Consider the following 25,753-nt stretch of genomic DNA (forward strand, 5'->3'; position numbering starts at 1 on the left):
TGCGGGCGGTTTACGCAGCAGGACCCGATAGGGCTGGCGGGGGGAATAAACCTTTACCAGTATGCGCCGAATGCGCTGGGGTGGGTGGATCCGTGGGGGTTGTCGAGATGTAAAGCACCGAACGGATATAAAACTGGTGATGTTGATCCACATGGTAATCTTTCGCCTGGTGTAAACAGAGCATCGGGTCATACAAATAGTAAAAATGATGGGTTTGTACAAAGTCACCACCCAATACAGGACGCTTGGGCTAAGAAAAGAATAAACGGTTACCAGAGAAATACTGCACCTGCTACGTTACTTAAGTCCGCATCAGGCAGTCCGCACGCGAATATAAGTTCTGCTCAACGAACTCGTAGAGCTTTGCCGGGAGGTTGGGATACAACATTGAAACAAGAGTTTCATATCAGTTACAAAGAAATGATTGATGCAGGTGTTCCAAAGCAGCAGGCTAGGAAATCGATAAGTGACTCTTATAAATATTTTGACCAGTTAAGAGAGTTAAATAGTAGTAATGTTTATTTTGATATATAACTTATTAATCTATAGGTAATCCGATATGGAAAAACAAGATTTAATCGATCAGTTAAATGAAATTGAAAAATTCATGCACATGCCTTTACCTTCTAAATATAAGCGCTTTATGATTGAGAACGTCAAGGACACTGACTCGTATGAAATTCAACGAGCGAATGGTGATCAGCTTTATGTTTTCAATTGTTTTGGTTTACTTGAAAGAAATAATACCTATGCAATTCAAGAAGTTGAGCCCGACGTTTTATTGATTGGTCAAGATGGTGATCTTGGGTACTTCTTAAATTTGCGCAAAGGTTCTGATGAGATTTATTCTTTAGATCTTGGAGCGTTAGGAAGCCTAGACATGGATAAAGAAAGTGATTGCATATTTATGCTATAATGTTTTTTTTAAACTAGATCAATGTTTTGGGAAAATCCACACCAAATCGTGAATATTTTCTTTCAAAAGAAATTAAACATAAAAAGAAGTTCATCATATTGCAATTTTTAATGATGTAATCTTTACATTCCGCCCCAGCACTGCGCCGCTGGTCTCTCCGCTCGCATTACGACTACCGCAACAACCTGGTGCGGGAAGAGCGGGACGATAACCCCTTCAGCTGGTACCGCTGGCAGTACGACAGCGCCGGGCGCCTGCTCGTTCAGGACGGCACGCTGCCCGGTCAGGAGCAGTGGCGCTGGGACGCTGCCGGTAACCCGCTCGAAGGTTCCGCTGAGAAGGTCACGCACAACCGCCTGACGCAGCTGAACGGCATTCGCTGGCGCTATGACATCCACGGCCGCACCGTGGAAAAAGATAACGGCCAGACCCGCTGGCACTACCGCTACGACGGTGAACACCGCCTGACGGAAGTCATCAGCCAGCCGCGGGACGGCAACAAGCCGCAGACGCAGGTCAGCTTCCGCTACGATCCGCTCGGGCGACGCATCAGCAAAACGCGACGCCAGATACTGGGCGGACAGCCAACCGGCAAGCCGGTCACCACCCGGTTTGTCTGGGAAGGGTTCCGTCTGCTGCAGGAGGTGCAAGGGGATGTGCCGCTGACCTACGTCTACAGCGAACAGGACAGCTACGATCCGCTGGCGCGTATCGATGGCGTTGATTCCCCGGAGATTTTCTGGTTCCACTGCCAGCCCAACGGCACGCCGGAGCGGATGACGGATATCGAAGGGCAGGTGCGCTGGGAAGGGGTGAACAGCGCCTGGGGCAAGCTGCTGCGGGAAAGCGAGACGCAGGTATCAGGATATTCTCAGAACCTGCGCATGCAGGGGCAATACCTGGACCGTGAGACAGGCCTGCACTACAATCTCTTCCGGTATTACGACCCGGACTGCGGGCGGTTTACGCAGCAGGACCCGATAGGGCTGGCGGGGGGAATAAACCTTTACCAGTATGCGCCGAATGCGCTGGGGTGGGTGGATCCGTGGGGGCTATCTAATAGCGGTATATTAGATAAAGCTATGGCTGGTAAAGTTGGTGATAGACTTTCTGCTCACCATGTTATACCCGTTGAGGTGTGGAAAGAGAACCAATCATTCTTCAATAATATTGGTATCGGAAAAGACATGAACTCTGCATTTAATGGTATTCATGTTCCAGGTAGTGCATCAGCGATGAAACAAGATGCAGGGAAAGGTATGGATGTTTTCCATAGTAGTAATCATCATAACTATAGTGACATTGTCCGTCAGCGCATTGCTCGTGTTGAGCAACGATATAATTCTGGAAGATTGGATGCTAAAGGGGCGAGGATAGCTATAAGGCGGATCCAGATTGATATGAAGAATAAAATTTGGATGGGTCATGTTCCCACAACAAAATGCAGGAGAATGAATTAATGTCCTATTATGTGATCATGAATGACTTTGAATCATCACTCATGCCAAGAAATTTACAGGGCATGGTTGATGAAAGATTACAGATCAATGAAAACTGGGAAATAGAAGGCTCTGCATTTTCCTTCCCTTATCGAATAACAGACGATGCATGCCCAGACCGTATTTATTTGTTGTGCAATAAAAATGTTGGGGCTTTGAAATTTGACTATTATAAAAAAGACTTTGGACACTTGATGGATAAGTCTTTATTTTCAATTTTTGAAAATTATAAGCACAATGTTTTTTTTGGCCGAGATTTAACACCAGTTTCGATTGGGAATGGTCAAGTTCTTCGGGATGATTTTAAATATGTATATTTTCCAGGCGGCGATGTTATAGATGAGGATAAATCTATTCTCGAAGAGGATAAGTTCGGAGATATCATACCTTTTAAAATTGAATTCAATGATTATGCGCTTGAATATGATATACTTTCGTTGAACGACACATTGTTAGGTTGTTTTATCATTGTTAAACAAGAGGTCAAGGAAGTTATAGAAAGTAAAGGCTTCCGGGGGTTGAAACTTGTTCCACTGGAAAATGCTTTAGACGTTTTCTGTGAAGATTATTTCTACGAAATAGACTCAAATCGTAAAAGAAAGGGCAATAAACTACCTTAATATTAAAGGATGTCGTTCCATTATTGATTCTTTGTTTTTCTTTTTTAATGGCGCGAAGAAGTTCTTTGGATTATGGGTACATTTTTCAACTATGGGTCTTAGTAATTTTAAGAGTAGCCAATAATGTTAACTCTTAAAGAGGAATAATGCATATAAAAAATACTATCCAAGACTTTGTTAACAAATTCAAAATGAATGATTTAAATATGGGAGAGATAGACTATACAGACGATGAAAATGAAACTTCTTTTCCAGTGAGTTTAAATGGCGAAATTCGTTTTTTTTATAGCCATTTGATTTTAAATGACCACCCAACATTTGATGGTACTTTCTTTATACAGATTGTTGAGCCCCAAGAGCTTAATGAAATGTTATCAGGCTGGCGAGTTCAAAATGACACGACCTGGCGCGATGAATATATAATCTTTGCTGAAAGAAATGGAGATGTTCTTTTTTGTGATACCCAAAATATTACATCTCCTGTTTATGGTAGTATTCAAAAAAGAAATTTCATTATTTCCAATTCGTTAGCAGACTTTTTGGATGCTTTTTGTTCTGCCATTGAGATAGAACAAAGTAAATATGATGGTGATGCTACAGATGATGATTTTAATTTCAGAGAGGACTTTCTGGAAGATATCGATTTAATGCTAAAAAGCAAGCTTAAGGATGTTGAGGCAGAAGCTTTTAAATATTTCTTTTTTGGTTAGTAACAATAAAAACTTACTCTTTTAGAGACCTCCATGCTTCTGAAGGCATTTATTGCTTATATCCCTTTTATATAGGCAAGGAGGTCTCTTTTCGAATGATAATGAATAAATATATGAAAAACGTATGCTATAAATTCGATGAAAAAAGAGTTACATCTCTTGTAGAAAAAGGAAACGAGTTTCACGACAACCAAAAATACGCCGAAGCTTTAGAGCAATACCAAAAAGCCTGGCAAGCTCTTCCTGAGCCAAAGTTTGAATCGGAATTTGCTAACTGGATCGCTGCGTGCATGTACAGCGCTTACTTTGATCTTGAGGATTACGATGAGGCGAAGAAATGGGGAGAGACGACTTTGCGCACACGTGGATCGGATATAGACACCGCACCATCAATCGACCTCGGCATGGTCTGTTACGAGTTGAATCAATTCGATGAAGCATATAAATATTTCAACGATGCTTATAACTACGGCAAAGAGCGTGCGTTTCAGGATAGACCTAAAAAATACCTTGAGTTCTATCTGCGCAAGAAGGCGTAAAATCGGTAATTTATGAAAAAAAATCCACGCCAAAGCGTGGATTTTTTTCATTCAAAACAACTCAAACGTTAAACAAGAAGTTCATCACATCGCCATCTTTAACGATGTAATCTTTCCCTTCTGCACGCATCTTGCCTGCTTCTTTCGCGCCTTGCTCACCCTTGTAGGTGATAAAGTCTTCAAACGCGATAGTCTGCGCACGAATAAAGCCTTTCTCGAAGTCGGTATGGATTTTACCGGCCGCCTGAGGCGCAGTCGCACCCACAGGGATGGTCCAGGCACGCACTTCCTTCACGCCAGCGGTGAAGTAGGTCTGCAGGTTCAGCAGCTCATAGCCCGCGCGGATCACGCGGTTCAGGCCCGGCTCTTCCAGACCCAGCTCGGCCATGAACTCTTCACGGTCGGCATCGTCCAGCTCGGCGATGTCGGATTCAACGGCAGCGCACACGGCAACAACCACAGAACCTTCCGCCGCGGCGATTTCACGCACTTTGTCGAGGTAAGGGTTGTTCTCGAAACCGTCTTCGTTAACGTTGGCGATGTACATGGTTGGCTTCAGGGTCAGGAAGCTCAGGTATTTGATCGCCGCTTTGTCTTCGTCAGTCAGGTTTTTCAGCGCGCGCAGCATGCCGGCGTTTTCCAGCTGTGGCAGACATTTTTCCAGCGCAGCCAGTTCCGCTTTCGCGTCCTTGTCGCCGCCTTTGGCTTTCTTCTGCACGCGGTGAATCGCGCGTTCGCAGGTGTCGAGGTCAGAGAGCGCCAGCTCGGTGTTGATGACGTCGATGTCGTCAGCCGGATCCACTTTGTTGTTAACGTGGATGATATTGTCGTTCTCGAAGCAGCGCACAACGTGGCCGATCGCTTCGGTTTCACGAATGTTGGTCAGAAACTGGTTACCCAGGCCTTCACCTTTGGACGCGCCTTTTACCAGGCCCGCGATGTCCACGAATTCCATGGTGGTTGGCAGAATGCGCTGCGGCTTCACGATTTCCGCAAGCTGGTCCAGACGCGGGTCCGGCATTGGCACAACGCCGGTGTTTGGTTCGATGGTACAGAACGGGAAGTTCGCCGCTTCGATACCCGCTTTGGTAAGCGCGTTAAACAGGGTGGATTTGCCCACGTTTGGCAGACCGACGATACCGCATTTGAATCCCATTTCTAAATCACCTTAATATCTTGATAATCAATCCGTTAACGATAACCGACTGATGAAAAGTAAATAACTACGCCTATTATACACGTAACCCGCATGACGCGCGGTAAAAAAGCCGGATCGGGCGGATTATTGCGCTTTGAAAGCGTGTAAGCGGTTTGTCGCTTTGGTTAACCCATCTTTCAGCCAGATTTCGGTGCAGCGCGCCGCTTCGTCTACCGCCTCGTCAATCAGTTTCTGTTCGGAAACCGGGGGCTTACCGAGCACGAAACCGACAACTTTGTTTTTATCGCCCGGATGGCCGATTCCCACGCGCAAACGGTGGAAATTCGTGTTATTGCCCAGCTTGCTGATGATGTCTTTAAGGCCGTTGTGACCGCCGTGCCCGCCGCCCAGCTTGAATTTTGCCACGCCGGGCGGGAGATCCAGCTCATCGTGTGCGACCAGAATTTCATCCGGATTGATGCGATAAAACGTTGCCATTGCTGCCACCGCTTTACCGCTCAGGTTCATAAAGGTGGTGGGCACCAGTAAGCGAACATCCGCGCCAGCAAGGTTGATACGTGAGGTATACCCGAAGAATTTAGGTTCTTCACGCAGGGGAGCACGTAACCGCTCGGCCAGCAGATCGACGTACCATGCCCCGGCGTTATGGCGGGTGGCCGCATATTCTGCGCCCGGGTTGGCGAGGCCGACAATTAGTTTAATCGTCACGATTCAATTCCTAATGGGTTCCAGATCTGGCGCGTAGTTTACTGTCTGGCGCGCCGCTTGACAAAATTCTGCGATCTTCTCAGCGAAATACGAATAATTTCTGATTTGAACAATTAGAATTTCAAGCTGTTCAAAGCCTTATTTGTAAACTTTTGTTTGGGACTTATCTGTAATTGTGATCATTCACGCAACTCATAAAAGAGGCGTTGTCTATACTTTACACACAAGGATTAGGGGCTTTTCTCCTGACAACCCAAAGTTCCGGAGGTGACACATGAAACGCAAAAACGCTTCGTTACTCGGTAACGTGCTGATGGGGTTGGGGCTGTTCGTGATGGTAGCCGGCGTAGGTTATTCCATTTTAAACCAGTTACCTCAGATTGACCTCCCGCAATACTTCGCGCACGGCGCGATATTGAGCATCTTCGTTGGTGCGGTATTGTGGCTCGCCGGGGCGCGCGTGAGCGGACATGAGGAGGTCTGCGATAAATACTGGTGGGTGCGCCACTACGACAAACGCTGTCGTCGCGATCAGCATAAGCACAGCTAGTGCCTGATAAAGAACGCCGAAACGGCTCCCGTGGGAGTCGTTTTTTTTTGCATCAAGGGTTGACCCTCACGTAACGTAAGGCTCCAGAGTGGCGCCACTGGCAAAGAAAAAGGAGCAGTTATGTTGATTCAGGTGGGTGAGCTGGCGAAACGCGCCGGGATCACCGTGCGGACATTGCACCACTATGAGCAAACAGGGTTGTTGCTGCCTTCAGCCAGAAGCGCGGCAGGTTACCGGCTTTACAACCTGGCGGATGTCCAGCGTCTGCACATGATCCAGACGCTGGCAAAAGCGGGGCTGGAACTTGCTGAAATCAGGGATTTCCTGGAACAGGAGTCGCTGTCGTTAACCGAGCTACTCGATGCGCAAATCACGCTGCTGGATAAACAGCTGCGCAGCATACATACGCTGCGCGACCGGCTGGTGGATCTGCGGACCGGGCTTCTCGACGATGCGACGCCGGATCTGGAATCCTGGCTACAGACTCTGGAGTTAATGAATATGTACGATCGCTGGTTTAGCAAAGAAGAGTTACAGCAGCTGCCGTTTGCGGTGCAGAAGGATGCGCTGGCGGCTATCTGGTCAGGGCTGGTTGCAGAGGCTAAGACGCTTCTGGAGCAACATATACCCGCGACTGACGCGCGGGCGATGGATCTGGCGACGCGCTGGATGGAACGCCTGGAGCAGGACACGGCGGGCAAGCCGGAGTTTCTCACCCGGCTGAACGAGATGCACAGCGTTGAACCGCAGATGCAGGCGCAGACCGGCATCACGCCGGAGATGACGGATTACATCACGCGCGCGTTTGCTGAGTCTAAGCTCTGCATATGGGAGAAGTATCTCACTGCCGAAGAGATGGCCTTTACCCGGGCACACTACTTTGACCGCATGATGGAGTGGCCGCCGCTGGTGGCGAAACTGCATCAGGCGCAGCGGGAAAATATCGATCCGGCCTCGGAGGAGGCGCAAAAGCTGGCTGAAAACTGGCTGGCATTGTTCCAGTCTTACGCGGGCACCAGCCCGGAAACTCAGCAAAAGTTTCGCGCAGCCATGCAGCAGGAGCCGCACCTGATGAAAGGAACCTGGATGACGCCTGCCGTGCTTGCATGGCTCCAGCAGGCGATCGGGGTGATGATGCAGAGACGTTTCTCTGCATCATGAGACTCACAGATCCGCTAACGCGGCTTCACGGTTAGGGTAGAAGGAGAGTCGGCCAGGGATAGGCTGCACGCCCGCGCGCGCCATGGTGCGCAGCGGCTGAAACTCCAGGTTACTCACCCGCAGCTCACAGCCTTCCGGCAGACGTGCCACAAAGCGCTGGAAGGCATCCAGGCCGCCTGCATCCAGCACCGGTACGGCATCCCATTTCAGCACCACAACCCGTTTGCCCGCGATGCGGGACTCCAGATCGCTGAACAGACCTTCCGCCGCGGCGAAGAACAGCGGGCCAATCACGCGCAGCACCAGCACATCGTCAGGCACCTCGACGTTAACCGGGGAAAGGCGCGTCATCTGCGCAATACGGCGCATAAACAGCAGGGAAGCCAGCACGATCCCGACGCTGATGGCGATAACCATATCGAACAGCACGGTCAGCGACATACAGATCAGCATCACGATGATGTCGTCTTTCGGCGCGCGACGAAGCAGGTTCACCACCTTGTGCGCCTCGCTCATGTTCCATGCCACCATCAGCAGCAGGGCGGCCATGGCGGAAAGCGGTAGCCAGGAGAGCAGCGGGGCGAGGATCAGCAGGGCGAGGATCACCAGCACGGAGTGGATAACCGCCGAAACCGGTGAGGTTGCACCCGCGCGCACGTTGGCCGCAGAACGGGCGATGGCTGCCGTTGCGGTAATACCGCCGAAGAACGGCGCGACGAGGTTGCCTAATCCCTGACCAACCAGCTCGCTGTTGGCTTTGTGTTTGGTGCCGGTCATGCCGTCCAGAACGACGGCGCAGAGCAGGGATTCAATCGCCCCCAGCATTGCCATAGAGAACGCGGCGGGAAGCAGGGCTCGCAGGGAATCCCAGCTTAGGGTGAAGCTGGAGCCGGGCATGTCCCACGGCAGCACCAGCTGCGGTAGCAGTTGCGGAATACCGCTACCCTGTGAACCGTCCGCCAGAACATAGTGGAACTGCGAGCCGATAGTCGCGACGTGACCACCGAGCATATTGACGATCGCCATCACCGCGCAGCCCAGCAGCAGCGCGGGCAGATGGCCCGGCAGACGAATACCGAGGCGAGGCCAGACGATCAGCGTGCCCAGCGTCACAATCCCGATGGCGGCGTCGCCCAGATTGGCCGTCGGCAGCGCCATAAACAGCGCCCCCACTTTTTGCAGATAGTGCTCCGGTACGTGGGGCATCTGCAGGCCGAGGAAATCTTTGATCTGCATGGTTCCGATGGTAATACCAATCCCCGAGGTGAACCCCAGCGTCACGGAAAGGGGAATATATTCAATCAGGCGACCAAAGCGGGCCAGACCAAACAAAATCAAAAATACGCCCGACATCAGGGTGGCTACCAGCAGGCCTGCCAGACCAAACTGCTGCGAAACCGGGTAGAGGATCACCACGAAGGCGGCGGTCGGGCCGGAGACGCTGAAGCGCGAACCGCCCGTCAGGGCAATGACGATCCCGGCAACGGCCGAGGTGTACAGACCGTACTGCGGCGCAACGCCGCTGCCAATCGCCAGCGCCATCGCCAGCGGGATGGCGATGATGCCGACGGTGATCCCGGCAATCAGGTCACGGACAAAGCGTGACGAGGTGTACTTCTCTTTCCAGCAGGCGTCGATGAGGGCGCGAAAGGGCAGAACATGTGAGGAGGCTACGTTTTTCACAATTATCTATCATCCGTATGCGCATCATCTGTCATATGAATGGCAGGTGAAGGAGGCATTAATCATACAAATAAAACCCGGAGACAAAAAAACCCGCCGCAGCGGGTTTTTCGGCCGTGTTCGATTAGTGTTCGAACATTGCTGAGATGGATTCTTCGTTGCTGATACGACGAATCGCTTCGGCCAGCATCCCGGACAGGGTCAACGTACGCACGTTTGGCAGTGCTTTGATCTCGTCGCTCAGTGGGATGGTATCGCATACCACCACTTCGTCAATGACGGAGTTGCGCAGGTTGTTTACCGCATTACCGGAGAAGATCGGGTGAGTCGCGTAAGCGAACACGCGCTTGGCACCACGCTCTTTCAGCGCTTCAGCTGCTTTACACAGCGTACCGCCGGTATCGATCATGTCGTCAACCAGCACGCAGTCTCGGCCAGCAACGTCACCGATGATGTGCATCACCTGAGAAACGTTTGCGCGCGGACGGCGTTTGTCGATGATCGCCATGTCGGTATCGTTCAGCAGCTTAGCGATAGCACGGGCACGTACCACGCCGCCGATGTCCGGAGAAACCACGATTGGGTTATCCAGGTTCAGCTGCAGCATGTCTTCCAGCAGGATTGGGCTGCCGAATACGTTATCAACCGGAACGTCGAAGAAGCCCTGGATCTGCTCTGCGTGCAGGTCAACAGTCAGTACGCGGTCAACGCCGACGCTGGACAGGAAGTCAGCGACAACTTTAGCGGTAATTGGCACACGCGCGGAACGGACGCGACGGTCCTGACGGGCATAGCCGAAGTAAGGGATTACAGCAGTGATACGGCCTGCGGAAGCGCGACGCAGGGCGTCGACCATAACAACCAGTTCCATCAGGTTGTCGTTCGTTGGAGCACAGGTGGACTGGATGATGAAAATATCACCACCGCGTACATTTTCGTTAATTTGTACGCTGACTTCGCCGTCGCTAAAGCGACCTACGGCGGCGTCGCCGAGGGAAGTGTACAGGCGGTTGGCAATACGTTGTGCTAGTTCCGGGGTGGCGTTACCAGCAAAAAGCTTCATATCAGGCACGAGAAGAACCTCAGGCATGCGTCCAGTGGTGGATAGCGTTCGCCGCAAACTGTGCGGGCCAGGCGAAGGCTATCCAGGCGGTGTATTAAAGAGCGCGATGCAACGTCTGGAACAGGGTGACGTTGTCACCGAAACTCAGTCTGCGCCAGAATGGTCTGCTGTAGGGGGGAGGTGTTCATCCCACGTGCTACAAAACCATGCAGCCAAACCGGCGCTTGCTCAAGCACCTGACGAGCGGCGGATTCGGTGTCAAATTCAGCAAAGACACAGGCCCCTGTACCAGTCAGGCGCGACGGCGCGTATTCTAACAGCCAGGAAAGCACCGCATCAACCTCGCGAAAACGTTTTCTTGCGATATCCTCGCAATCGTTGCTGAATTCACAATTTAATAAGGTTTCTATTGACCGAACCGGGGTATTCCTTTTCAGGTCAGGATCTTTAAAGATGACCGGGGTCGGAATACTCACGCCAGGGTGGGCAACCAGATACCACTTCTCCGGCGGTTCAGCCGGGGAGAGAATCTCACCCACGCCTTCAGCAAAGGCCGCATGACCGCGCACAAACACCGGGACATCCGCCCCCAGCGCCAGGCCCAGGACTGCCAGTTCGTCCTTTGACAGCCCGCAGCCCCAGAGGTGATTCAGCGCAACCAGCACGGTGGCGGCGTTGGATGATCCACCGCCCAGACCGCCGCCCATCGGCAGGCGTTTTTCGATACGGATATCCGCACCGCTTCCCGCGGGCAGACGGCCCGATTCCGCCGCGGCTTTCATCAGCAGACGCGCGGCGCGCACGATCAGGTTGTCCTCATGCGCCACGCCTTCGACCGGCGTTAGCAGGCAAATCTGCCCGTCCTGGCGCAGTTCAATGGAGATCGTGTCGCCATAGTCAATAAACTGAAACAGCGTCTGCAGGGTGTGGTACCCGTCAGCACGCTGGCCGGTAATGTATAAAAACAGGTTCAGCTTTGCCGGAGAGGGCCAGTGGGTCATCATTTAACGATCCAGTTGTCCATTTTCAGCTTGATACGCTGGCTGCCCTGGGTCAGTTCCATGTTTGATGGCAGCGACGGTTTACTCTTGCTGTCATAGGCGCTGTACACCACTTTCCAGGTTTTGCCGTTCTGGGTGTAGTTCACCTGGCTCAGACGGTACTGGTCGTCAAGGGTGTAGTCAGTTGCCTCACCCGGCAGGCCAAGGATCCACTGGCGCAGGCTGTTGAGCGGGATTGGCATCCCTGTCAGCTTGCCAATCATCTCTTCGGCATCGGTCGCGGTATAGTGCTGGCCTTTGTTATCGGTGATCTGCGCTTCGCCCGGCTTGGCGATAAGCTCCAGCTCGGTGCTGCCCAGCGGGTTCAGCAGCAGCAGGCGGTAGTTGTCCTGCCCCGTCTGCTGCCAGAAGAAGCGGGCATAAACCTTTTGTTCGTCAGAGAGATAAGCGAAAGCGCCGCGGGTCTGGTACTGGTTCAAATTACGGACGTCCTGCTGGTGCTGACGCCACTGCGGTGAATCAGGGCTTTTGCCCGGGCCTTTTGGTTGGGTGACGGTACACGCGGTCAGAACCAGTGCTGCCAGCGGCAGCAGGCGAATCAGTCGGGTCATAATGAGGACAAATCCTTGAGATACGTTGCAGTTATAACTGTTAATGCTAGCGTCGAAGGGGGCTACCGTCTACGTTCAAATTATCTCAAAGGGTTGTGTAACCTATTACTCCGAAAGGGGGCAGTCCCTTTTATTGATCTCGCGCATCCTGTATGATGCGTTCTGCTAACCTTATTAACGCTGGTACTACTCCCGCTCAACATGACCCTATTAGCACTCGGCATCAACCACAAAACGGCTCCGGTTTCGCTGCGAGAACGCGTGACGTTTTCGCCGGATACGCTTGACCTGGCGCTGGACAGCCTGCTTGCACAGCCTATGGTGCAGGGTGGCGTGGTGCTCTCGACGTGCAACCGTACCGAGCTGTATTTAAGCGTGGAAGAGCAGGACAACCTGCACGAAGCGCTGATCCGCTGGCTATGCGACTACCACAATCTCAATGAAGACGAGCTGCGCAACAGCCTGTACTGGCATCAGGACAACGATGCCGTCAGCCATCTGATGCGCGTCGCCAGCGGGCTGGATTCACTGGTGCTGGGCGAGCCGCAAATTCTGGGACAGGTGAAAAAAGCGTTTGCGGATTCGCAAAAAGGGCATCTGAAGGCCAGCGAGCTGGAGCGCATGTTCCAGAAGTCGTTCTCCGTGGCGAAGCGTGTGCGAACCGAAACCGACATTGGTGCCAGTGCGGTTTCTGTTGCTTTCGCGGCCTGCACCCTTGCACGCCAAATCTTTGAATCCCTGTCTACCGTCACCGTGATGCTGGTGGGCGCGGGCGAAACCATCGAACTTGTGGCGCGCCATCTGCGCGAGCATAAAGTGAAAAAGATGATTATCGCAAACCGCACCCGCGAACGCGCGCAGGTGCTGGCGGATGAAGTGGGTGCAGAGGTGGTTGCCCTGAGCGACATCGATGAACGCCTGAAAGAGGCGGACATTATCATCAGCTCAACCGCCAGCCCGCTGCCGATTATCGGAAAAGGGATGGTGGAGCGTGCGCTGAAGTCCCGCCGTAATCAGCCGATGCTGCTGGTGGATATCGCCGTCCCGCGCGATGTTGAGCCGGAAGTGGGTAAGCTGCCTAACGCCTATCTCTACAGTGTGGATGACCTGCAAAGCATCATTTCGCACAACCTTGCCCAGCGTAAAGCGGCGGCGGTTCAGGCGGAAACCATCGTCGAGCAGGAAACCAGTGAGTTTATGGCCTGGCTGCGCGCGCAAAGCGCCAGCGAGACCATCCGCGAGTACCGCGGGCAGGCGGAGCAGGTGCGTGATGACCTGACTGCCAAAGCGTTAGCGGCCCTTGAACAGGGCGGCGACGCAAATGCGATTATGCAGGATCTGGCGTGGAAACTGACCAACCGCCTGATCCATGCACCAACCAAATCTCTTCAGCAGGCTGCCCGTGACGGGGATGATGAACGCCTGACTATTCTGCGCAACAGCCTCGGGCTGGAATAGCGCCCTATACCCATTTTCTAAGACAAGGTGCACTTACGCCTATGAAGCCTTCTATCGTCGCTAAACTGGAAGCTCTGCACGAGCGCCATGAAGAAGTACAGGCGCTGCTCGGGGATGCCGGGACCATTGCGGACCAGGAACGTTTTCGCGCGCTCTCGCGTGAATACGCGCAGTTAAGTGATGTTTCTAAATGCTTTACCGACTGGCGACAGGTTCAGGAAGATATCGAAACCGCGCAGATGATGCTCGACGATCCTGAAATGCGCGAGATGGCGCAGGAAGAGTTGCAGGATGCGAAAGCGCGTTCTGAAGAGATGGAGCAGCAGCTTCAGGTGCTTCTGCTGCCGAAAGATCCGGACGATGAGCGTAACGCGTTTGTGGAAGTGCGCGCCGGTACCGGCGGTGACGAAGCGGCTCTGTTTGCCGGGGATCTGTTCCGCATGTACAGCCGCTACGCCGAATCGCGTCGCTGGCGAGTGGAGATCATGAGCGCCAACGAAGGCGAACATGGGGGCTACAAAGAGGTTATCGCCAAGATCAGCGGCGACGGCGTGTACGGTCGTCTCAAGTTTGAATCCGGCGGTCACCGCGTGCAGCGCGTACCGGCCACCGAATCTCAGGGCCGCATTCACACCTCCGCCTGTACGGTTGCGGTGATGCCGGAGCTGCCGGAGGCTGAACTGCCGGATATCAATCCGGCGGACCTGCGTATTGATACGTTCCGCTCCTCTGGCGCGGGCGGTCAGCACGTTAACACCACCGATTCCGCCATCCGTATTACCCACCTGCCGACCGGCATCGTCGTTGAATGTCAGGACGAGCGTTCACAGCACAAAAACAAAGCCAAAGCGTTGTCCGTGCTGGGCGCGCGTATCCACGCAGCCGAAATGGCGAAACGCCAGCAGGCGGAAGCCTCTACGCGCCGTAACCTTCTGGGCAGCGGCGATCGCAGCGACCGTAACCGCACCTATAACTTCCCTCAGGGGCGCGTAACCGACCACCGCATCAACCTGACGCTGTACCGTCTGGACGAGGTGATGGAAGGGAAGCTGGATATGCTGATCGAGCCTATCGTGCAGGAATACCAGGCCGACCAGCTGGCGGCGCTGTCCGAGCAGGAATAATGGATTTTCAGCGCTGGTTACGTGAGGCTGCCGGTGAGCTTTCAGAAAGCGAAAGCCCGAAACGCGACGCCGAAATTTTGCTTGAGCATGTGACGGGTAAAGCCCGCACGTATCTGCTGGCTTTTGGCGAAACCGAACTGACCGCGGAACAGGAAGCGCAGCTCGCCGCGCTGCTTGCCCGCCGTAAAACCGGCGAGCCGGTGGCGCACCTTGTCGGTGAGCGTGAGTTCTGGTCGTTACCGCTTTACGTCTCGGCGGCGACGCTGATCCCGCGTCCGGACACCGAGTGTCTTGTAGAGCAGGCGCTGGCGCGTTTACCGGCGGCGGCCTGCAGCATTCTCGATCTCGGTACCGGGACAGGGGCTATCGCGCTGGCGCTCGCTACCGAGCGGCGCGACTGCGCGGTGACGGCGGTGGATGTAATGCCCGATGCGGTGGCGCTGGCGCAGCGTAACGTGGAACGTCACGGGCTTCGCAACGTGACGGTGCTGCAAAGCAGCTGGTTTGAGGCGCTGGAGAATCGCTCATTTGCTATGGTTGTCAGCAATCCTCCCTACATCGACGAACATGACCCGCACCTTGCGCAGGGAGACGTGCGCTTCGAACCGCTGACGGCGCTCGTGGCCGGCAACGCGGGATTAGCCGATCTCGATCACATTGTGACAACGTCACGAAAACATTTGCTTTCCGGCGGCTGGCTGCTCGTGGAACATGGCTGGACGCAGGGAGAGGACGTTCGGGCACTGTTTACGCAAGCTGGCTACGCCGCTGTCGAAACCTGCCGCGACTACGGCGGCAACGAACGTCTGACGCTGGGGCAGTGGCTATGAGCCTCTTTACCGTGCTCATTACCGTCCACCTCATTTCCGTTGCGCTGACCATCAGCTTTTTCATCGTCCGTTACTGGTGGCGCTACAGCAACAATCCGCTGACGGATGCCCGCTGGGTGCGTATCGCGCCGCACTGCATCGACACGCTATTGCTCCTTTCCGGTGCCGGGCTCATGTGGAAGACCGGCTATCTGCCATTTACTGATAAAGGTGCATGGCTGACTGAAAAGCTGTTTGGCGTTATCATCTACATCGTTTTGGGTTTTATCGCGCTTGGGCGTCGTCGTCCGCGCAGCCAGCAGGTCGGGTTTATCGCCTTTCTGCTGGGTCTGGTGGTGCTGTACATCATCATTAAACTCGCCACCACAAGAATACCGTTACTGGGGTAAGTCATGAGGTCCTTAGCCGATTTCGAATTTAATAAAGTGCCGCTTTGCGATGGCATGATCCTGATTTCTGAGATGATTCGCGACGATTTTACGTCGCAGTTTGTCTACGATGAGCTGGAGAATCTGGTCAGCCTGGCGCGTGAAGAGATTAATCAGGCTCGCCCGCAAGACTGGCAATTAGAGAAGCTGCTGGAGCTTTTCTACGGCGAATGGGGTTTCTGCGACACGCGGGGCGTGTATCGCCTGTCTGACGCATTATGGCTGGACCAGGTCTTAAAAAATCGTCAGGGCAGCGCCGTGGCGCTGGGTTCTATTTTGCTGTGGGTCGCGCACCGTCTGGATATTCCGCTAGTCCCGGTCATTTTCCCGACGCAGATGATCCTGCGCGCTGAGTGGCTGGACGGTGAAATGTGGCTCATTAATCCCTTCAACGGCGACACGCTGGATGAACATACGCTGGACGTGTGGCTGAAAGGCAATATCAGCCCGGTGGCTGAACTCTTCAACGAAGATCTCGACGAGGCGGATAACGCAGAAGTGATCCGCAAGCTGCTGGATACGCTGAAGTCTGCGTTAATGGAAGAGCGTCAGATGGAGCTGGCGTTGCGAGCCAGCGAAGTGCTGCTGCAGTTCAACCCGGAAGATCCGTACGAAATTCGCGATCGCGGGCTGATCTACGCGCAGCTCGACTGTGAACACGTGGCGCTGAATGATTTGAATTATTTCGTCGAGCAGTGTCCGGAAGACCCCATTAGCGAAATGATTCGTGCGCAGATCAACGCGATCTCGCACAAACAAATTACACTGCATTAATCTTAATTCCGATTCACACCTGAATAAGGCGATCCTATGAAACAAAAAGTGGTTAGCATTGGTGATATCAAGGTAGCAAACGACCTGCCGTTCGTACTGTTTGGCGGCATGAACGTGCTGGAATCCCGCGATCTCGCCATGCGTATCTGCGAACACTACGTGACCGTGACCCAGAAGCTGGGTATCCCGTACGTGTTTAAGGCCTCTTTTGACAAAGCCAACCGCTCCTCCATCAACTCTTACCGTGGCCCGGGCCTGGAAGAGGGAATGAAAATTTTCCAGGAGCTGAAGCAGACCTTTGGCGTAAAAGTGATCACCGACGTGCATGAAGCCTCTCAGGCGCAGCCGGTGGCAGACGTGGTGGATGTGATTCAGCTCCCGGCATTCCTGGCTCGCCAGACCGACCTGGTTGCGGCGATGGCGAAAACCGGTGCCGTTATCAACGTGAAGAAACCACAGTTCGTCAGCCCTGGGCAGATGGGCAATATCGTCGATAAATTTATCGAAGGCGGCAACGATCAGGTCATTCTGTGTGACCGTGGCGCAAACTTCGGCTACGACAACCTGGTTGTCGACATGCTGGGCTTCAGCGTGATGAAAAATGTCTCCGGCCAGTCTCCGGTGATTTTCGACGTGACCCACGCCCTGCAGTGCCGCGACCCGTTCGGCGCCGCGTCCGGCGGCCGTCGTGCCCAGGTGACCGAGCTGGCGCGCGCCGGCATGGCAACCGGTCTGGCCGGCCTGTTCATTGAAGCGCACCCGGATCCGGATAACGCAAAATGCGACGGCCCATCCGCGCTGCCGCTGGACAAGCTGGAGCCGTTCCTGAAGCAGATCAAAGCGATTGACGATCTGGTGAAGAGCTTCGACGAGCTGGATACCAGCAAATAATAAAAAAACCCGCTTCGGCGGGTTTTTTTTATGCTTTCTCCCTCTCCCTGGGGAGAGGGTTGGGGTGAGGGCATCAGCCCGCACCGGATAAAATTACGCAAATATCGTCATCAGATACGCAATAAACAAGGCCATATGCGCCGCGCCGTTCAGCACGTTGGTACGCCCGGTTGAGAACGAAATCTGGCACAGCAGCAACGAGGCGACCATCACAATCATCTCCGGCGCGCCCAGCGCAAACTGCAGCTCGTTACCGGTCATAAAGGCAATCAGCGTCACCACCGGTACGGTGAGTGAAATCGTCGCCAGTACGGAGCCGAAGAACAGGTTCATTGCGCGCTGCACCTGATTATTCAACACCGCTTTCAGCGCGCCCAGCCCTTCCGGCGACAGGATCAGCAGCGCCACCAGGAAGCCGGTAAACGCCACCGGCGCGTTCAGCTCGGTTAACAGCGTCTCCAGCGGGTTAGCGTTCATCTTGGTGACGGCAATCACCGCAATCAGATGCACGATCAGCCAAACCGTATGCCACGCGCTGCTGTGGGCAGACGGCTTGCCGTGGTGCGGGTCATCATCGTCTCCGTCATCTTCATGCTCGTACACAAACAGGCTCTGGTGCGTTTTGGTCTGAATCAACAGGAACACGCCGTACATGGCGGCGGAAATCAGTGCGACCAGCAGCGCCTGCCCGGTGGAAAAATTTGCGCCCGGCAGCGCCATCGGGAAGACCAGCACGATAATCGCCAGCGGGAAGAGGGCGATCAAATACTGTTTAATGCCGAACAGGTTCATATACTGGGTCGCAAATTTGCGCCCGCCCAGCAGCAGAGAGAAGCCTACCAGGCCGCCCGTCACTATCATAATGATCGAATAGAGCGTGTCGCGCATCAGCGTCGGCGCGGCATCGCCGGTCGCCATAAGAGCGGAAATCAGGCTGACTTCGAGAATAACAACGGAAAGGCTGAGAATTAACGATCCGTAAGGCTCGCCCAGACGGTGGGCCAGTACGTCCGCATGGCGAACAACGCTAAATGCGCTGGTTAAGATGCCGACGAGGGCAAGAATATTGATACCAACCACCACTGGCAGTGACTGACTGCTTCCCCAGAAGAGCAGCACAGCCAGTGCCAGAACCGGGAAAATGAGTGACGTCTCCTTGTGGCGGGTCTTTACCGCCTCGTGTGTTGCTGTCATGTGCTTCTCCATCAATGCAGGTGCTTGTAATTATAGATAGATTTTTGAGGTCATTAAATTAACAGAACTCTGTTAAATACCCTTTGTTTTTTACTTAATTTTACCCTTTTTCATTATTTGCATTTCTGATGTCCATAATGCCGTGTTTTTGTCGAATACTCATTAAATAACAGTCAATTAAAAATATAATGCAGTCATAAATTATTGTCGGGTGGCACCATGGCATATCGTCGTCCACACTTATCTCTTTAACCAAAAGAGAGGTTAGTGATGCCCTATAAAGCGAAACGTGAATTACCGGATAACGTGCAAAACGTGCTGCCCGCCCACGCGCAGGATATCTACAAAGAGGCGTTCAACAGCGCCTGGGATCAGTACAAAGACAAGGACGATCGCCGGGATGATGCCAGCCGTGAAGAGACGGCCCACAAAGTCGCCTGGGCCGCAGTAAAACATGAATATGAGAAAGGAGACGACGATAAATGGCATAAAAAGAAATAGTCGTGAAATGATTCGCTGCCTTCATTTTGACTTTTCAGGCGGTTGAACTTCCGTTGTATTGCAACTGGTCCGCTAATTGCTTATCGTTATTCGACTGCTGGCAAAATGACCAGCACAGAATGCCGGGAAGGCGAATTACAGATGTCGCAAGGAAGCATGCAGTGGCGGAGGTGGAAAGTGTTAACGCGTGATTTCTTAATGAAGGCAGATTGTAAGACGGCATTTGGTGCTATTGAGGAATCGCTTCTCTGGTCAGCTGAACAACGTGCGGCGTCACTCGCTGCCACGCTTGCCTGCCGCCCGGATGATGGCCCGGTATGGATTTTTGGCTACGGCTCCCTGATGTGGAACCCGGCTCTGGAATTTGTCGAATCGGCAACGGGAACGCTGCCTGGCTGGCATCGCGCGTTTTGCCTGCGCCTGACGGCCGGACGCGGCAGCGCGTGCCAGCCCGGGCGCATGCTTGCACTGAAAGAGGGCGGGCGCACCACGGGCGTGGCGTATCGCCTGCCGGATGCCACGCTGGAAGAGGAGCTCACGCTGCTCTGGAAGCGCGAGATGATCACCGGCTGCTATATGCCGAGCTGGTGCAAGCTGGAACTGGACGACGGACGCACCGTCAACGCGCTGGTGTTTATTATGGATCCGCGCCATCCGCTGTATGAAGCGGATACCCGCACGCAGGTGATTGCCCCGTTGATTGCCGCCGCCAGCGGGCCGCTGGGCACCAACGCGCAGTATCTGTTCTCCCTCGATCAGGAGCTGACACGCCTCGGCATGAAGGACGATTGTCTGAATGAGCTGGTGGTGAAGGTGAAGGCGCTGCTGGAAGGGAACCCGCTCAACAGCACGCTGCGACAGGGTTTTGCCTGACAATACGCCCGGCTTGCCGGGCGTTTAAACTTATGCTGCCACGTAGCTGACGGAATGCTCCAGCGACTGGCTGTGGCTATCGATCAGCACATCCCACGTGCCGGTGTACGGCACGGTAAGCCAGGCCTTATCGTCCTGTACGGTGAGAATATCCGCCTGGGACTGTTTTTGTGCTTTCGAACTCATCAGATGAATACGACAGCGTTCTGAGCAACGCACCACTACCGTATCCCCGCCAAACAGTTTCAAACTTGTTTTTACCAGTGCCATTTTTTTACCCCGTAGTCTTAAACAACGCTCTCCCTGCTGCCATATCCGAGCGTGATGTTGTTCACAATTCACTCATGGCATAACACCAAAGGGGAGGGGGTGGGATGCTGATTTTGATCAAAAAATGGCATAACGATTAAACAAAAATGACAAAATTCCTCAAAATTTAGGCTGGCGCGCGTTTTACCCGCTAAACGCGCTCCGGAAGAAGATTAAATGCGGAAATGCCCGGCTGTTTCAGCAAGGTCGCCCGCCTGGCTCTGCAGGGCACCCGCGGCGGCGGCGGATTCCACCACCAGTTCGGCGTTCTGCTGAACCATTCTGTCGAGATGGGTCACCGCGTGGTTTATCTCATGAATCCCTTTCATCTGCTCGCTGGTGGCGATGGAGATTTCGCGCATGATGCCAGAGACGCTGCCGATGCTGGAGCGGATCTCATCCATGCTTTCCCCCGCCAGATGTACGTAGCGGGAGCCTGTTGCCACGCTGTCGGTGGTGGAGTCAATCAGGGATTTGATCTCTTTCGCCGCCTGAGCGCTACGGCTCGCCAGGTTACGCACTTCGCCTGCTACGACGGCAAACCCGCGCCCCTGCTCACCCGCACGCGCCGCCTCGACGGAGGCGTTCAGCGCCAGAATGTTGGTCTGGAAAGCAATGCCGTCAATCACGCTGGTGATATCGCCAATTTTTGCCGACGCGACTTCAATAGACTGCATGGTGCTGATCGCCTGCGATACCACCTCGCCGCCGCGCGCCGCGGCCGCTGAGGCCTTGCTCGCCTGATCGTTCGCTTCTGCCGCCGATTCATTCGACTGCGTCACGGAGGCGGTGATCTGCTCCACGGCGCTGGCCGTCTCGCGCAGGCTGGATGCCGCCTGCTCGGTACGTCCGGAGAGATCCTGGTTACCTGCGGCAATCTCCTGCGCCGCGTTTTTCACCGATTCACTGGCATCCCGGAGCTGCACCATCACCACCGACAGTTTATCGCTGAAGGCGTTAAAGGCCTGGGCAATTTGCGCGACCTCGTCCTCGCCGCTGTCCGGCAGGCGCTGGGACAGATCGTTAGTGCCGTTAGCAATGTTGTGCATCGCGTCGCGAATGTCGGACAAACGCTTGAGCAGGCGGGCAATCAGGAAATGCACAATGGCGGCGCTCAGCAGTGCGAGGATCACCAGCGAAATCCCCGAGGCTTTAAGCAGGGAACGCATGCCGGAGGTGGCGTCACCGCTGTCGAGCGCGACGACTAACAGCCAGTTTGTGCCCGGCACGGCTGTCGCCACGAAGGTTTTTTCAGCGTCGTTTAGCGTTCCGTCGACGGGGTTACCGCTTTTCAGCGCAGCAAAATCAATGCCCTTGATTGTCTCAGCAAACGGTTTCAGCGTGAGGGCAGGATCGTTAGCGGCAATCACGCTGCCGTCACTGTTCAGAAGCAACCCGCTGCTGGCCGGGGTTGGATGGATCCCGCGCACGTTAGCTACCACGCTGTCCATCGCTACATCGCCCGCCACGACCGCTTTGAGCGTGCCATTTTCTTTCACCGGCACGGCGAAGGTAACCACCAGTTTACCGGTCCCCGCGTCAACGTAGGGCGCGGTGACAACCGGACCGTCCGTGCTGACCACCTGCTGATACCACGGGCGAATAGTCGGGTCATAGTCCGCCGGAACGCCCGCCGGTTCAGAGAATTTCGCCGTTTTGCTGGCGTAGCCAACATAGACGTTGGTGAATCCACCCGCCTGAGCAAGCTGTTTAAACACCGGAACCGGGTCGTCACTCAGCGCAACGGTCTGCGCGGAGGCGATCACCGTCATCTTGCTTTTTACCCAGTCGGCAATCGCCATGTTATGGCTGGCGCTGGTGCTGGTCAGGATATCGCGCTGGGACTGCTGGTTATCCTGGCGCGTGACCTGGAAGTTGATAACGGTATTAAGGAGAAGGGCGACGACCAGACAGCCTGCCGTCGCCGCGATGATGCGTGCACGAATCGATCTGAACATAAGTGAAATACCTGCTGTGTTGTTTCCATGCCTATCGGCAACCCCGCAGGTAAACTTGATGCTGAAACCGCGTCCATAAGAAAATAATATTTTTACGGGTTTATTATTAAAAAGTTAATACTTTATCGGCGGACAGTGTCCACTCGGCCAGCTCAACCAGCGTACCAATCTCTACGCCATCAATCAGCGGCAGACCGGTAATGCCGCGGCCGTCGGTGCAGGTCTTGCACAGCTTCACCGGCACGTTTTGCGCGGTGAGGATCTCCAGCATCTGCTGAATGTTATAGCCCTCTGCCGGTTTTTGACCCTTCAGCCCCGCGGTGACCGCGTCCGACATTAAAAAGAGTCGTAACGCCAGGTCGCTCACTTTTTCACGCAGCGCAATCGCCAGGCGCAGACTGTTGAAAAGGGATTCGCTGCCATAAGCCGCACCGTTGGCGACGATCACAATCTTTTGCATGTTGACTCCTGTTCTTATAAAGGCACGAATATTGCTTAGCTTTCCCGAGTTTCGCTGTTCTGGAGAGTAAGCATGACATTAATGGCTGGCATTTCGCCAGGCGCTGGCGAATGGCTCGAGCGCGCAAGGATGATGCGCCGGGAGCAGCTCAGCAAGCTGGCACAGCTTGGCGAGCTTGTGCACGGCATTAGCCAACTGGTGCACATGTTACAGTGCGAGCGTGGGGCGTCCAACGTCTGGCTCTGTTCACAGGGTAAGCTCTACGCTCCTGAATGCAAAGCCAGCCGGGCGCTGGTGGATGAAAACCTCGCTGCACTTTATGACATTCTTGAAAAACAGTCGCCGATCCCGGGAAGTGCCGTCTGTGAACGCATCGGCGGCGCGCTCCTGAGCCTTGATATGCTTCCCGCGCTGCGCGACGGTGTTATTCAGCAAACGGTAACGGCGCCGCAGGCGATGGAACACTACTCCCGCATGCTTCGCCATCTGCTCAGTATCGTACCGCAGCTCAATGACAGCATTGACGATCCGCAAATCGCCGGGCGTTTTGTTGCCCTTTATAGCCTGATGCAGGGGAAAGAGCTGGCGGGACAGGAACGGGCCCTGGGAGCGATTGGCTTCACGCAGGGCTTTTTCGATGATGTGACTCGCCAGAGGCTGGTTGACCGCATCGACGGGCAGCAGGCCTGCTTTGAAATTTTTCTCTCACACAGCTCTGCTGACGTCCAGACCACCTTTTCCCTGCACTGTCAGCCCGATCGTGAAACGGAGCAGCTACGAAGGGTGGCCTGCACCCGCCAGCCCGCCGCCGATAACGGCCTTACCGCTCTGGCCTGGTTTGCGCTGCAAACCGCGCGCCTTGAGCATCTGCGCGCGCTGGAGGAGACGCTCATCGCCGATCTGATGACGGCGGTGGACGAGCGTATTTACCGTAACGATGAGTACGTGCCTCCCGCCGATGAGCAGGACGATCCACTGATACAGTACCCGGAAAAACCGTTGCTCACCCTGGTACGCCAGCAGGCGCGTGAGATAGAACAGCTCTCGCGCCAGCTTGCGTCGCTGCGCGATACGCTTGAAGAGCGCAAAGTCATAGATAAAGCGAAAAGCGTTTTGATGACCCAACAGAATATGAGTGAGGAACAGGCCTGGACGGCGCTGCGCAAAATGGCGATGGATAAGAACCAAAGGATGGTGGATATCGCCCGCGCGCTGCTCATGGTGAAGAATTTGTGGCAGGTAATACCAAAGGAGTAGCTGCACGGTTAGCGGGCATTTTGTGCCTGATTGAGGTGCGTAAACCTGAGGGTAAAGCGGGATACACCGCGAAAACCGCGTGTTAAAACCTGGCATTCGCTTTGCATTATCGGATTAACCATTTTTGACGATGCGCCAACGGCGGTGCATTCGTCTTCGGGATAAAGGCGTCCACTGGTGCTTCGGCATCGTGGGCGCTTTTTTTTGGTTTTTATTCAGGAGTGGTCATGGCGGATTTGTCGAGACGGCGTTTTTTGCAGGCCAGCATGCTGGCCAGTGGCGCAATGCTGTTACCGGGTATCATGCAGGCCGCATGGGCGGCAGGCTCGGATAAACCGGAGCAGGAAACGGTGCGCATCGGGTTTATCCCGCTGACCGACTGCGCCCCGGTGGTTATCGCAGCGCTGAAAGGCTTTGATAAAAAATACGGTATTACCATCGTGCCCACCAAAGAGGCGAGCTGGGCGGCGGTGCGCGACAAGCTGGTGGCGGGCGAGCTTGATGCCGCGCACATTCTCTACGGCCTGCTGTACGGCCTGGAGCTGGGCATCGCCGGCAAGCCGCAGCAGATGGCTAACCTGATGACCCTCAACCAGAACGGTCAGGCCATCACGCTCTCCAGCGATCTGGCGGAGAAGGGCGTTCGAGACCTTGACGGGCTGAAAAAGCTGATTGGTCAGCAGGCGCCCGGCACCTACACCTTCGCGCACACCTTCCCGACCGGGACGCACGCCATGTGGCTGTACTACTGGCTGGCCAGCGCGGGCATTAACCCCTTTGACGACGTGCGCACGGTAGTGGTGCCGCCGCCGCAGATGGTGATGAACATGCGCATTGGCAACATGGTCGGCTTTTGCGTCGGCGAGCCGTGGAACGCACGTGCCATCAACGACCGCATCGGTTTTACCGCCGCCACGTCGCAGTCCATCTGGGCCGATCATCCGGAAAAAATCCTCGGCACGCGTCGCGACTGGGTGGAGAAAAACCCGCACACCGCGCGGGCGCTGGTGAGCGCGGTACTGGAGGCGGCGCGCTGGATCGAAGCCTCCCCGGAAAACAAACGCGAGACCGCGCAGATCCTCTCCCGCCGGGCGTGGCTCAACTGCAAGGAACAGTATCTCACCGGACGCATGCTCGGCGAGTACGACAACGGCCTGGGCCAGCGCTGGCAGGACGCGCACCCGATCCGCTTCTTCAACGAGGGGGCCGTCAGCTACCCATATCTCTCAGACGGCATGTGGTTCTTAACCCAGTTCCGCCGCTGGGGCTTGCTCAAATCCGCGCCGGACTACGCGGGTATTGCACAGCGCATTAACCAGACCGCGGTCTGGCAGGATGCCGCCACGGCGGTGGGGGGCATCAGCACACCGACTTCACCATTACGCAGCAGCACATTGATGGACGGCACCGTCTGGAACGGTACCGATCCGGAAGGATACGCCAGCCGTTTCGCTATTCACCGTAAAGGGGCCTGAT

Annotated in this window: 27 protein-coding genes and 1 pseudogene; 18 read left to right on the plus strand and 10 right to left on the minus strand. The window is 54.5% G+C overall.

The window, feature by feature from the left end; translation table 11 throughout:
- From ACMWLG_RS18890 to ACMWLG_RS18915, 6 genes and pseudogenes are all read left to right on the plus strand, one after another.
- Positions 1–534: RHS repeat-associated core domain-containing protein (locus tag ACMWLG_RS18890; RefSeq protein ID WP_414763020.1), on the plus strand; the 534-nt coding region annotated here is incomplete at its 5' end.
- 25 nt (positions 535–559) lie between these two features.
- Complete coding sequence (locus tag ACMWLG_RS18895) at positions 560–916, plus strand: hypothetical protein (RefSeq protein ID WP_045405465.1); 357 nt, start codon at positions 560–562, stop codon at positions 914–916.
- A gap of 134 nt (positions 917–1,050) precedes the next feature.
- Positions 1,051–2,376: pseudogene (locus tag ACMWLG_RS18900) on the plus strand (RHS repeat-associated core domain-containing protein); the annotation flags it as partial.
- Positions 2,376–3,035 carry an Imm43 family immunity protein gene (locus ACMWLG_RS18905; RefSeq protein WP_045405478.1) on the plus strand — a complete coding sequence of 220 codons (660 nt, stop codon included), beginning with the start codon at positions 2,376–2,378 and terminating at the stop codon, positions 3,033–3,035. The pseudogene ACMWLG_RS18900 and the gene ACMWLG_RS18905, both read left to right, overlap by 1 nt.
- A 146-nt stretch (positions 3,036–3,181) precedes the next feature.
- The gene (locus tag ACMWLG_RS18910) at positions 3,182–3,745 is read left to right on the plus strand and encodes a hypothetical protein (RefSeq protein ID WP_045404996.1); all 564 of its coding nucleotides are present in this window, start codon (positions 3,182–3,184) and stop codon (positions 3,743–3,745) included.
- Between the two features lie 95 nt (positions 3,746–3,840).
- Positions 3,841–4,284 carry a hypothetical protein gene (locus ACMWLG_RS18915; RefSeq protein WP_373873243.1) on the plus strand — a complete coding sequence of 148 codons (444 nt, stop codon included), beginning with the start codon at positions 3,841–3,843 and terminating at the stop codon, positions 4,282–4,284.
- Positions 4,285–4,345: 61 nt separating this feature from the next.
- On the opposite strand, the gene ychF is transcribed toward ACMWLG_RS18915, so the two are convergent.
- Together ychF and pth are read right to left on the minus strand one after the other, a co-directional pair.
- Positions 4,346–5,440: a redox-regulated ATPase YchF gene (ychF, locus tag ACMWLG_RS18920; protein ID WP_003856650.1), complete on the minus strand. Its 1,095-nt coding sequence runs from the start codon at positions 5,438–5,440 to the stop codon at positions 4,346–4,348.
- A 126-nt stretch (positions 5,441–5,566) separates the two neighbouring features.
- Positions 5,567–6,151, minus strand: coding sequence for an aminoacyl-tRNA hydrolase (pth, locus tag ACMWLG_RS18925; RefSeq protein WP_045404994.1), 585 nt, complete (start codon positions 6,149–6,151; stop codon positions 5,567–5,569).
- Positions 6,152–6,425: 274 nt separating this feature from the next.
- Here pth and ychH point away from each other — a divergent pair, with 274 nt between their 5' ends.
- On the plus strand, positions 6,426–6,701 hold the full coding sequence (gene ychH / locus ACMWLG_RS18930; protein WP_023312132.1) for a stress-induced protein YchH: 276 nt from the start codon (positions 6,426–6,428) through the stop codon (positions 6,699–6,701).
- Between the two features lie 120 nt (positions 6,702–6,821).
- Positions 6,822–7,862, plus strand: coding sequence for a MerR family transcriptional regulator (locus tag ACMWLG_RS18935; protein ID WP_045404991.1), 1,041 nt, complete (start codon positions 6,822–6,824; stop codon positions 7,860–7,862).
- 3 nt (positions 7,863–7,865) lie between these two features.
- Here ACMWLG_RS18935 and dauA read toward each other — a convergent pair whose 3' ends face one another.
- From dauA to lolB, 4 genes are all read right to left on the minus strand, one after another.
- A complete protein-coding gene (gene dauA, locus ACMWLG_RS18940; protein WP_023312130.1) occupies positions 7,866–9,545 on the minus strand; it encodes a C4-dicarboxylic acid transporter DauA in 1,680 nt (559 codons plus the stop codon).
- 124 nt (positions 9,546–9,669) lie between these two features.
- Positions 9,670–10,617, minus strand: a complete 948-nt coding sequence (gene prs, locus ACMWLG_RS18945) for a ribose-phosphate diphosphokinase (RefSeq protein ID WP_003856663.1) — start codon at positions 10,615–10,617, stop codon at positions 9,670–9,672.
- A 125-nt stretch (positions 10,618–10,742) separates the two neighbouring features.
- Entirely contained in the window at positions 10,743–11,612 is an 870-nt protein-coding gene (ispE, locus tag ACMWLG_RS18950; RefSeq protein WP_045620618.1) for a 4-(cytidine 5'-diphospho)-2-C-methyl-D-erythritol kinase, read from the minus strand.
- Positions 11,609–12,220: a lipoprotein insertase outer membrane protein LolB gene (lolB, locus tag ACMWLG_RS18955; protein ID WP_023312128.1), complete on the minus strand. Its 612-nt coding sequence runs from the start codon at positions 12,218–12,220 to the stop codon at positions 11,609–11,611. Before lolB ends, ispE begins: the two co-directional genes overlap by 4 nt.
- 201 nt (positions 12,221–12,421) lie before the next feature.
- On the opposite strand from lolB, the gene hemA reads away from it, so the two are divergent.
- The 6 genes from hemA to kdsA are packed head-to-tail and all read left to right on the plus strand — an operon-like array spanning position 12,422 to position 17,725.
- Positions 12,422–13,678, plus strand: a complete 1,257-nt coding sequence (gene hemA / locus ACMWLG_RS18960) for a glutamyl-tRNA reductase (RefSeq protein WP_023312127.1) — start codon at positions 12,422–12,424, stop codon at positions 13,676–13,678.
- Between the two features lie 41 nt (positions 13,679–13,719).
- Complete coding sequence (prfA, locus tag ACMWLG_RS18965; RefSeq protein WP_021240360.1) at positions 13,720–14,802, plus strand: peptide chain release factor 1; 1,083 nt, start codon at positions 13,720–13,722, stop codon at positions 14,800–14,802.
- Positions 14,802–15,632 carry a peptide chain release factor N(5)-glutamine methyltransferase gene (gene prmC / locus ACMWLG_RS18970; protein WP_045404986.1) on the plus strand — a complete coding sequence of 277 codons (831 nt, stop codon included), beginning with the start codon at positions 14,802–14,804 and terminating at the stop codon, positions 15,630–15,632. Before prfA ends, prmC begins: the two co-directional genes overlap by 1 nt.
- Positions 15,629–16,021 (plus strand): invasion regulator SirB2, encoded by a 393-nt coding sequence (gene sirB2, locus ACMWLG_RS18975; protein ID WP_023312125.1) that lies wholly within the window; start codon positions 15,629–15,631, stop codon positions 16,019–16,021. Before prmC ends, sirB2 begins: the two co-directional genes overlap by 4 nt.
- A gap of 3 nt (positions 16,022–16,024) precedes the next feature.
- On the plus strand, positions 16,025–16,834 hold the full coding sequence (gene sirB1, locus ACMWLG_RS18980; protein WP_023312124.1) for an invasion regulator SirB1: 810 nt from the start codon (positions 16,025–16,027) through the stop codon (positions 16,832–16,834).
- Between the two features lie 36 nt (positions 16,835–16,870).
- Positions 16,871–17,725, plus strand: a complete 855-nt coding sequence (gene kdsA, locus ACMWLG_RS18985; protein ID WP_023312123.1) for a 3-deoxy-8-phosphooctulonate synthase — start codon at positions 16,871–16,873, stop codon at positions 17,723–17,725.
- A gap of 93 nt (positions 17,726–17,818) precedes the next feature.
- Here kdsA and chaA read toward each other — a convergent pair whose 3' ends face one another.
- Positions 17,819–18,919 (minus strand): sodium-potassium/proton antiporter ChaA, encoded by a 1,101-nt coding sequence (chaA, locus tag ACMWLG_RS18990; RefSeq protein WP_023312122.1) that lies wholly within the window; start codon positions 18,917–18,919, stop codon positions 17,819–17,821.
- 270 nt (positions 18,920–19,189) lie between these two features.
- Here chaA and chaB point away from each other — a divergent pair, with 270 nt between their 5' ends.
- Both chaB and ACMWLG_RS19000 read left to right on the plus strand, forming a co-directional pair.
- Positions 19,190–19,420: a putative cation transport regulator ChaB gene (gene chaB / locus ACMWLG_RS18995; RefSeq protein ID WP_023312121.1), complete on the plus strand. Its 231-nt coding sequence runs from the start codon at positions 19,190–19,192 to the stop codon at positions 19,418–19,420.
- A 177-nt stretch (positions 19,421–19,597) separates the two neighbouring features.
- The gene (locus tag ACMWLG_RS19000) at positions 19,598–20,293 is read left to right on the plus strand and encodes a gamma-glutamylcyclotransferase (RefSeq protein WP_023312120.1); all 696 of its coding nucleotides are present in this window, start codon (positions 19,598–19,600) and stop codon (positions 20,291–20,293) included.
- Positions 20,294–20,323: 30 nt separating this feature from the next.
- On the opposite strand, the gene ACMWLG_RS19005 is transcribed toward ACMWLG_RS19000, so the two are convergent.
- From ACMWLG_RS19005 to ACMWLG_RS19015, 3 genes are all read right to left on the minus strand, one after another.
- Positions 20,324–20,563, minus strand: a complete 240-nt coding sequence (locus ACMWLG_RS19005) for a DUF1883 domain-containing protein (RefSeq protein WP_010432930.1) — start codon at positions 20,561–20,563, stop codon at positions 20,324–20,326.
- Positions 20,564–20,775: 212 nt separating this feature from the next.
- Positions 20,776–22,560, minus strand: coding sequence for a methyl-accepting chemotaxis protein (locus ACMWLG_RS19010; RefSeq protein ID WP_023312119.1), 1,785 nt, complete (start codon positions 22,558–22,560; stop codon positions 20,776–20,778).
- 106 nt (positions 22,561–22,666) lie between these two features.
- The gene (locus tag ACMWLG_RS19015) at positions 22,667–23,020 is read right to left on the minus strand and encodes a DsrE/DsrF/TusD sulfur relay family protein (protein WP_045404981.1); all 354 of its coding nucleotides are present in this window, start codon (positions 23,018–23,020) and stop codon (positions 22,667–22,669) included.
- A 72-nt stretch (positions 23,021–23,092) separates the two neighbouring features.
- On the opposite strand from ACMWLG_RS19015, the gene nasR reads away from it, so the two are divergent.
- Together nasR and ACMWLG_RS19025 are read left to right on the plus strand one after the other, a co-directional pair.
- Positions 23,093–24,277: a nitrate regulatory protein NasR gene (gene nasR, locus ACMWLG_RS19020; protein WP_045404978.1), complete on the plus strand. Its 1,185-nt coding sequence runs from the start codon at positions 23,093–23,095 to the stop codon at positions 24,275–24,277.
- A gap of 227 nt (positions 24,278–24,504) precedes the next feature.
- Positions 24,505–25,752, plus strand: a complete 1,248-nt coding sequence (locus ACMWLG_RS19025; RefSeq protein WP_045404976.1) for a CmpA/NrtA family ABC transporter substrate-binding protein — start codon at positions 24,505–24,507, stop codon at positions 25,750–25,752.
- Position 25,753 lies beyond the last annotated feature (1 nt).

The sequence above is a fragment of the Enterobacter sp. 01-M-02-SI-ECC genome (assembly GCF_047530595.1).
Lineage (GTDB): Bacteria > Pseudomonadota > Gammaproteobacteria > Enterobacterales > Enterobacteriaceae > Enterobacter > Enterobacter cloacae_M.

Bases quoted from the DNA above. Each gene is read 5' to 3' on its own strand.
- ACMWLG_RS18905 (WP_045405478.1), top strand. From the start codon at position 2,376: ATGTCCTATTATGTGATCATGAATGACTTTGAATCATCACTCATGCCA.
- prfA (WP_021240360.1), top strand. From the start codon at position 13,720: ATGAAGCCTTCTATCGTCGCTAAACTGGAAGCTCTGCACGAGCGCCAT.
- ACMWLG_RS19015 (WP_045404981.1), bottom strand. From the start codon at position 23,020: ATGCAAAAGATTGTGATCGTCGCCAACGGTGCGGCTTATGGCAGCGAA.
- ACMWLG_RS19010 (WP_023312119.1), bottom strand. From the start codon at position 22,560: ATGTTCAGATCGATTCGTGCACGCATCATCGCGGCGACGGCAGGCTGT.
- sirB1 (WP_023312124.1), top strand. From the start codon at position 16,025: ATGAGGTCCTTAGCCGATTTCGAATTTAATAAAGTGCCGCTTTGCGAT.
- nasR (WP_045404978.1), top strand. From the start codon at position 23,093: ATGACATTAATGGCTGGCATTTCGCCAGGCGCTGGCGAATGGCTCGAG.
- ACMWLG_RS18915 (WP_373873243.1), top strand. From the start codon at position 3,841: ATGATAATGAATAAATATATGAAAAACGTATGCTATAAATTCGATGAA.
- prmC (WP_045404986.1), top strand. From the start codon at position 14,802: ATGGATTTTCAGCGCTGGTTACGTGAGGCTGCCGGTGAGCTTTCAGAA.
- ispE (WP_045620618.1), bottom strand. From the start codon at position 11,612: ATGATGACCCACTGGCCCTCTCCGGCAAAGCTGAACCTGTTTTTATAC.
- ACMWLG_RS19005 (WP_010432930.1), bottom strand. From the start codon at position 20,563: ATGGCACTGGTAAAAACAAGTTTGAAACTGTTTGGCGGGGATACGGTA.
- lolB (WP_023312128.1), bottom strand. From the start codon at position 12,220: ATGACCCGACTGATTCGCCTGCTGCCGCTGGCAGCACTGGTTCTGACC.
- kdsA (WP_023312123.1), top strand. From the start codon at position 16,871: ATGAAACAAAAAGTGGTTAGCATTGGTGATATCAAGGTAGCAAACGAC.
- chaA (WP_023312122.1), bottom strand. From the start codon at position 18,919: ATGACAGCAACACACGAGGCGGTAAAGACCCGCCACAAGGAGACGTCA.
- sirB2 (WP_023312125.1), top strand. From the start codon at position 15,629: ATGAGCCTCTTTACCGTGCTCATTACCGTCCACCTCATTTCCGTTGCG.
- ychF (WP_003856650.1), bottom strand. From the start codon at position 5,440: ATGGGATTCAAATGCGGTATCGTCGGTCTGCCAAACGTGGGCAAATCC.
- ACMWLG_RS18910 (WP_045404996.1), top strand. From the start codon at position 3,182: ATGCATATAAAAAATACTATCCAAGACTTTGTTAACAAATTCAAAATG.
- chaB (WP_023312121.1), top strand. From the start codon at position 19,190: ATGCCCTATAAAGCGAAACGTGAATTACCGGATAACGTGCAAAACGTG.
- ACMWLG_RS18895 (WP_045405465.1), top strand. From the start codon at position 560: ATGGAAAAACAAGATTTAATCGATCAGTTAAATGAAATTGAAAAATTC.
- ACMWLG_RS18935 (WP_045404991.1), top strand. From the start codon at position 6,822: ATGTTGATTCAGGTGGGTGAGCTGGCGAAACGCGCCGGGATCACCGTG.
- ychH (WP_023312132.1), top strand. From the start codon at position 6,426: ATGAAACGCAAAAACGCTTCGTTACTCGGTAACGTGCTGATGGGGTTG.
- ACMWLG_RS19025 (WP_045404976.1), top strand. From the start codon at position 24,505: ATGGCGGATTTGTCGAGACGGCGTTTTTTGCAGGCCAGCATGCTGGCC.
- hemA (WP_023312127.1), top strand. From the start codon at position 12,422: ATGACCCTATTAGCACTCGGCATCAACCACAAAACGGCTCCGGTTTCG.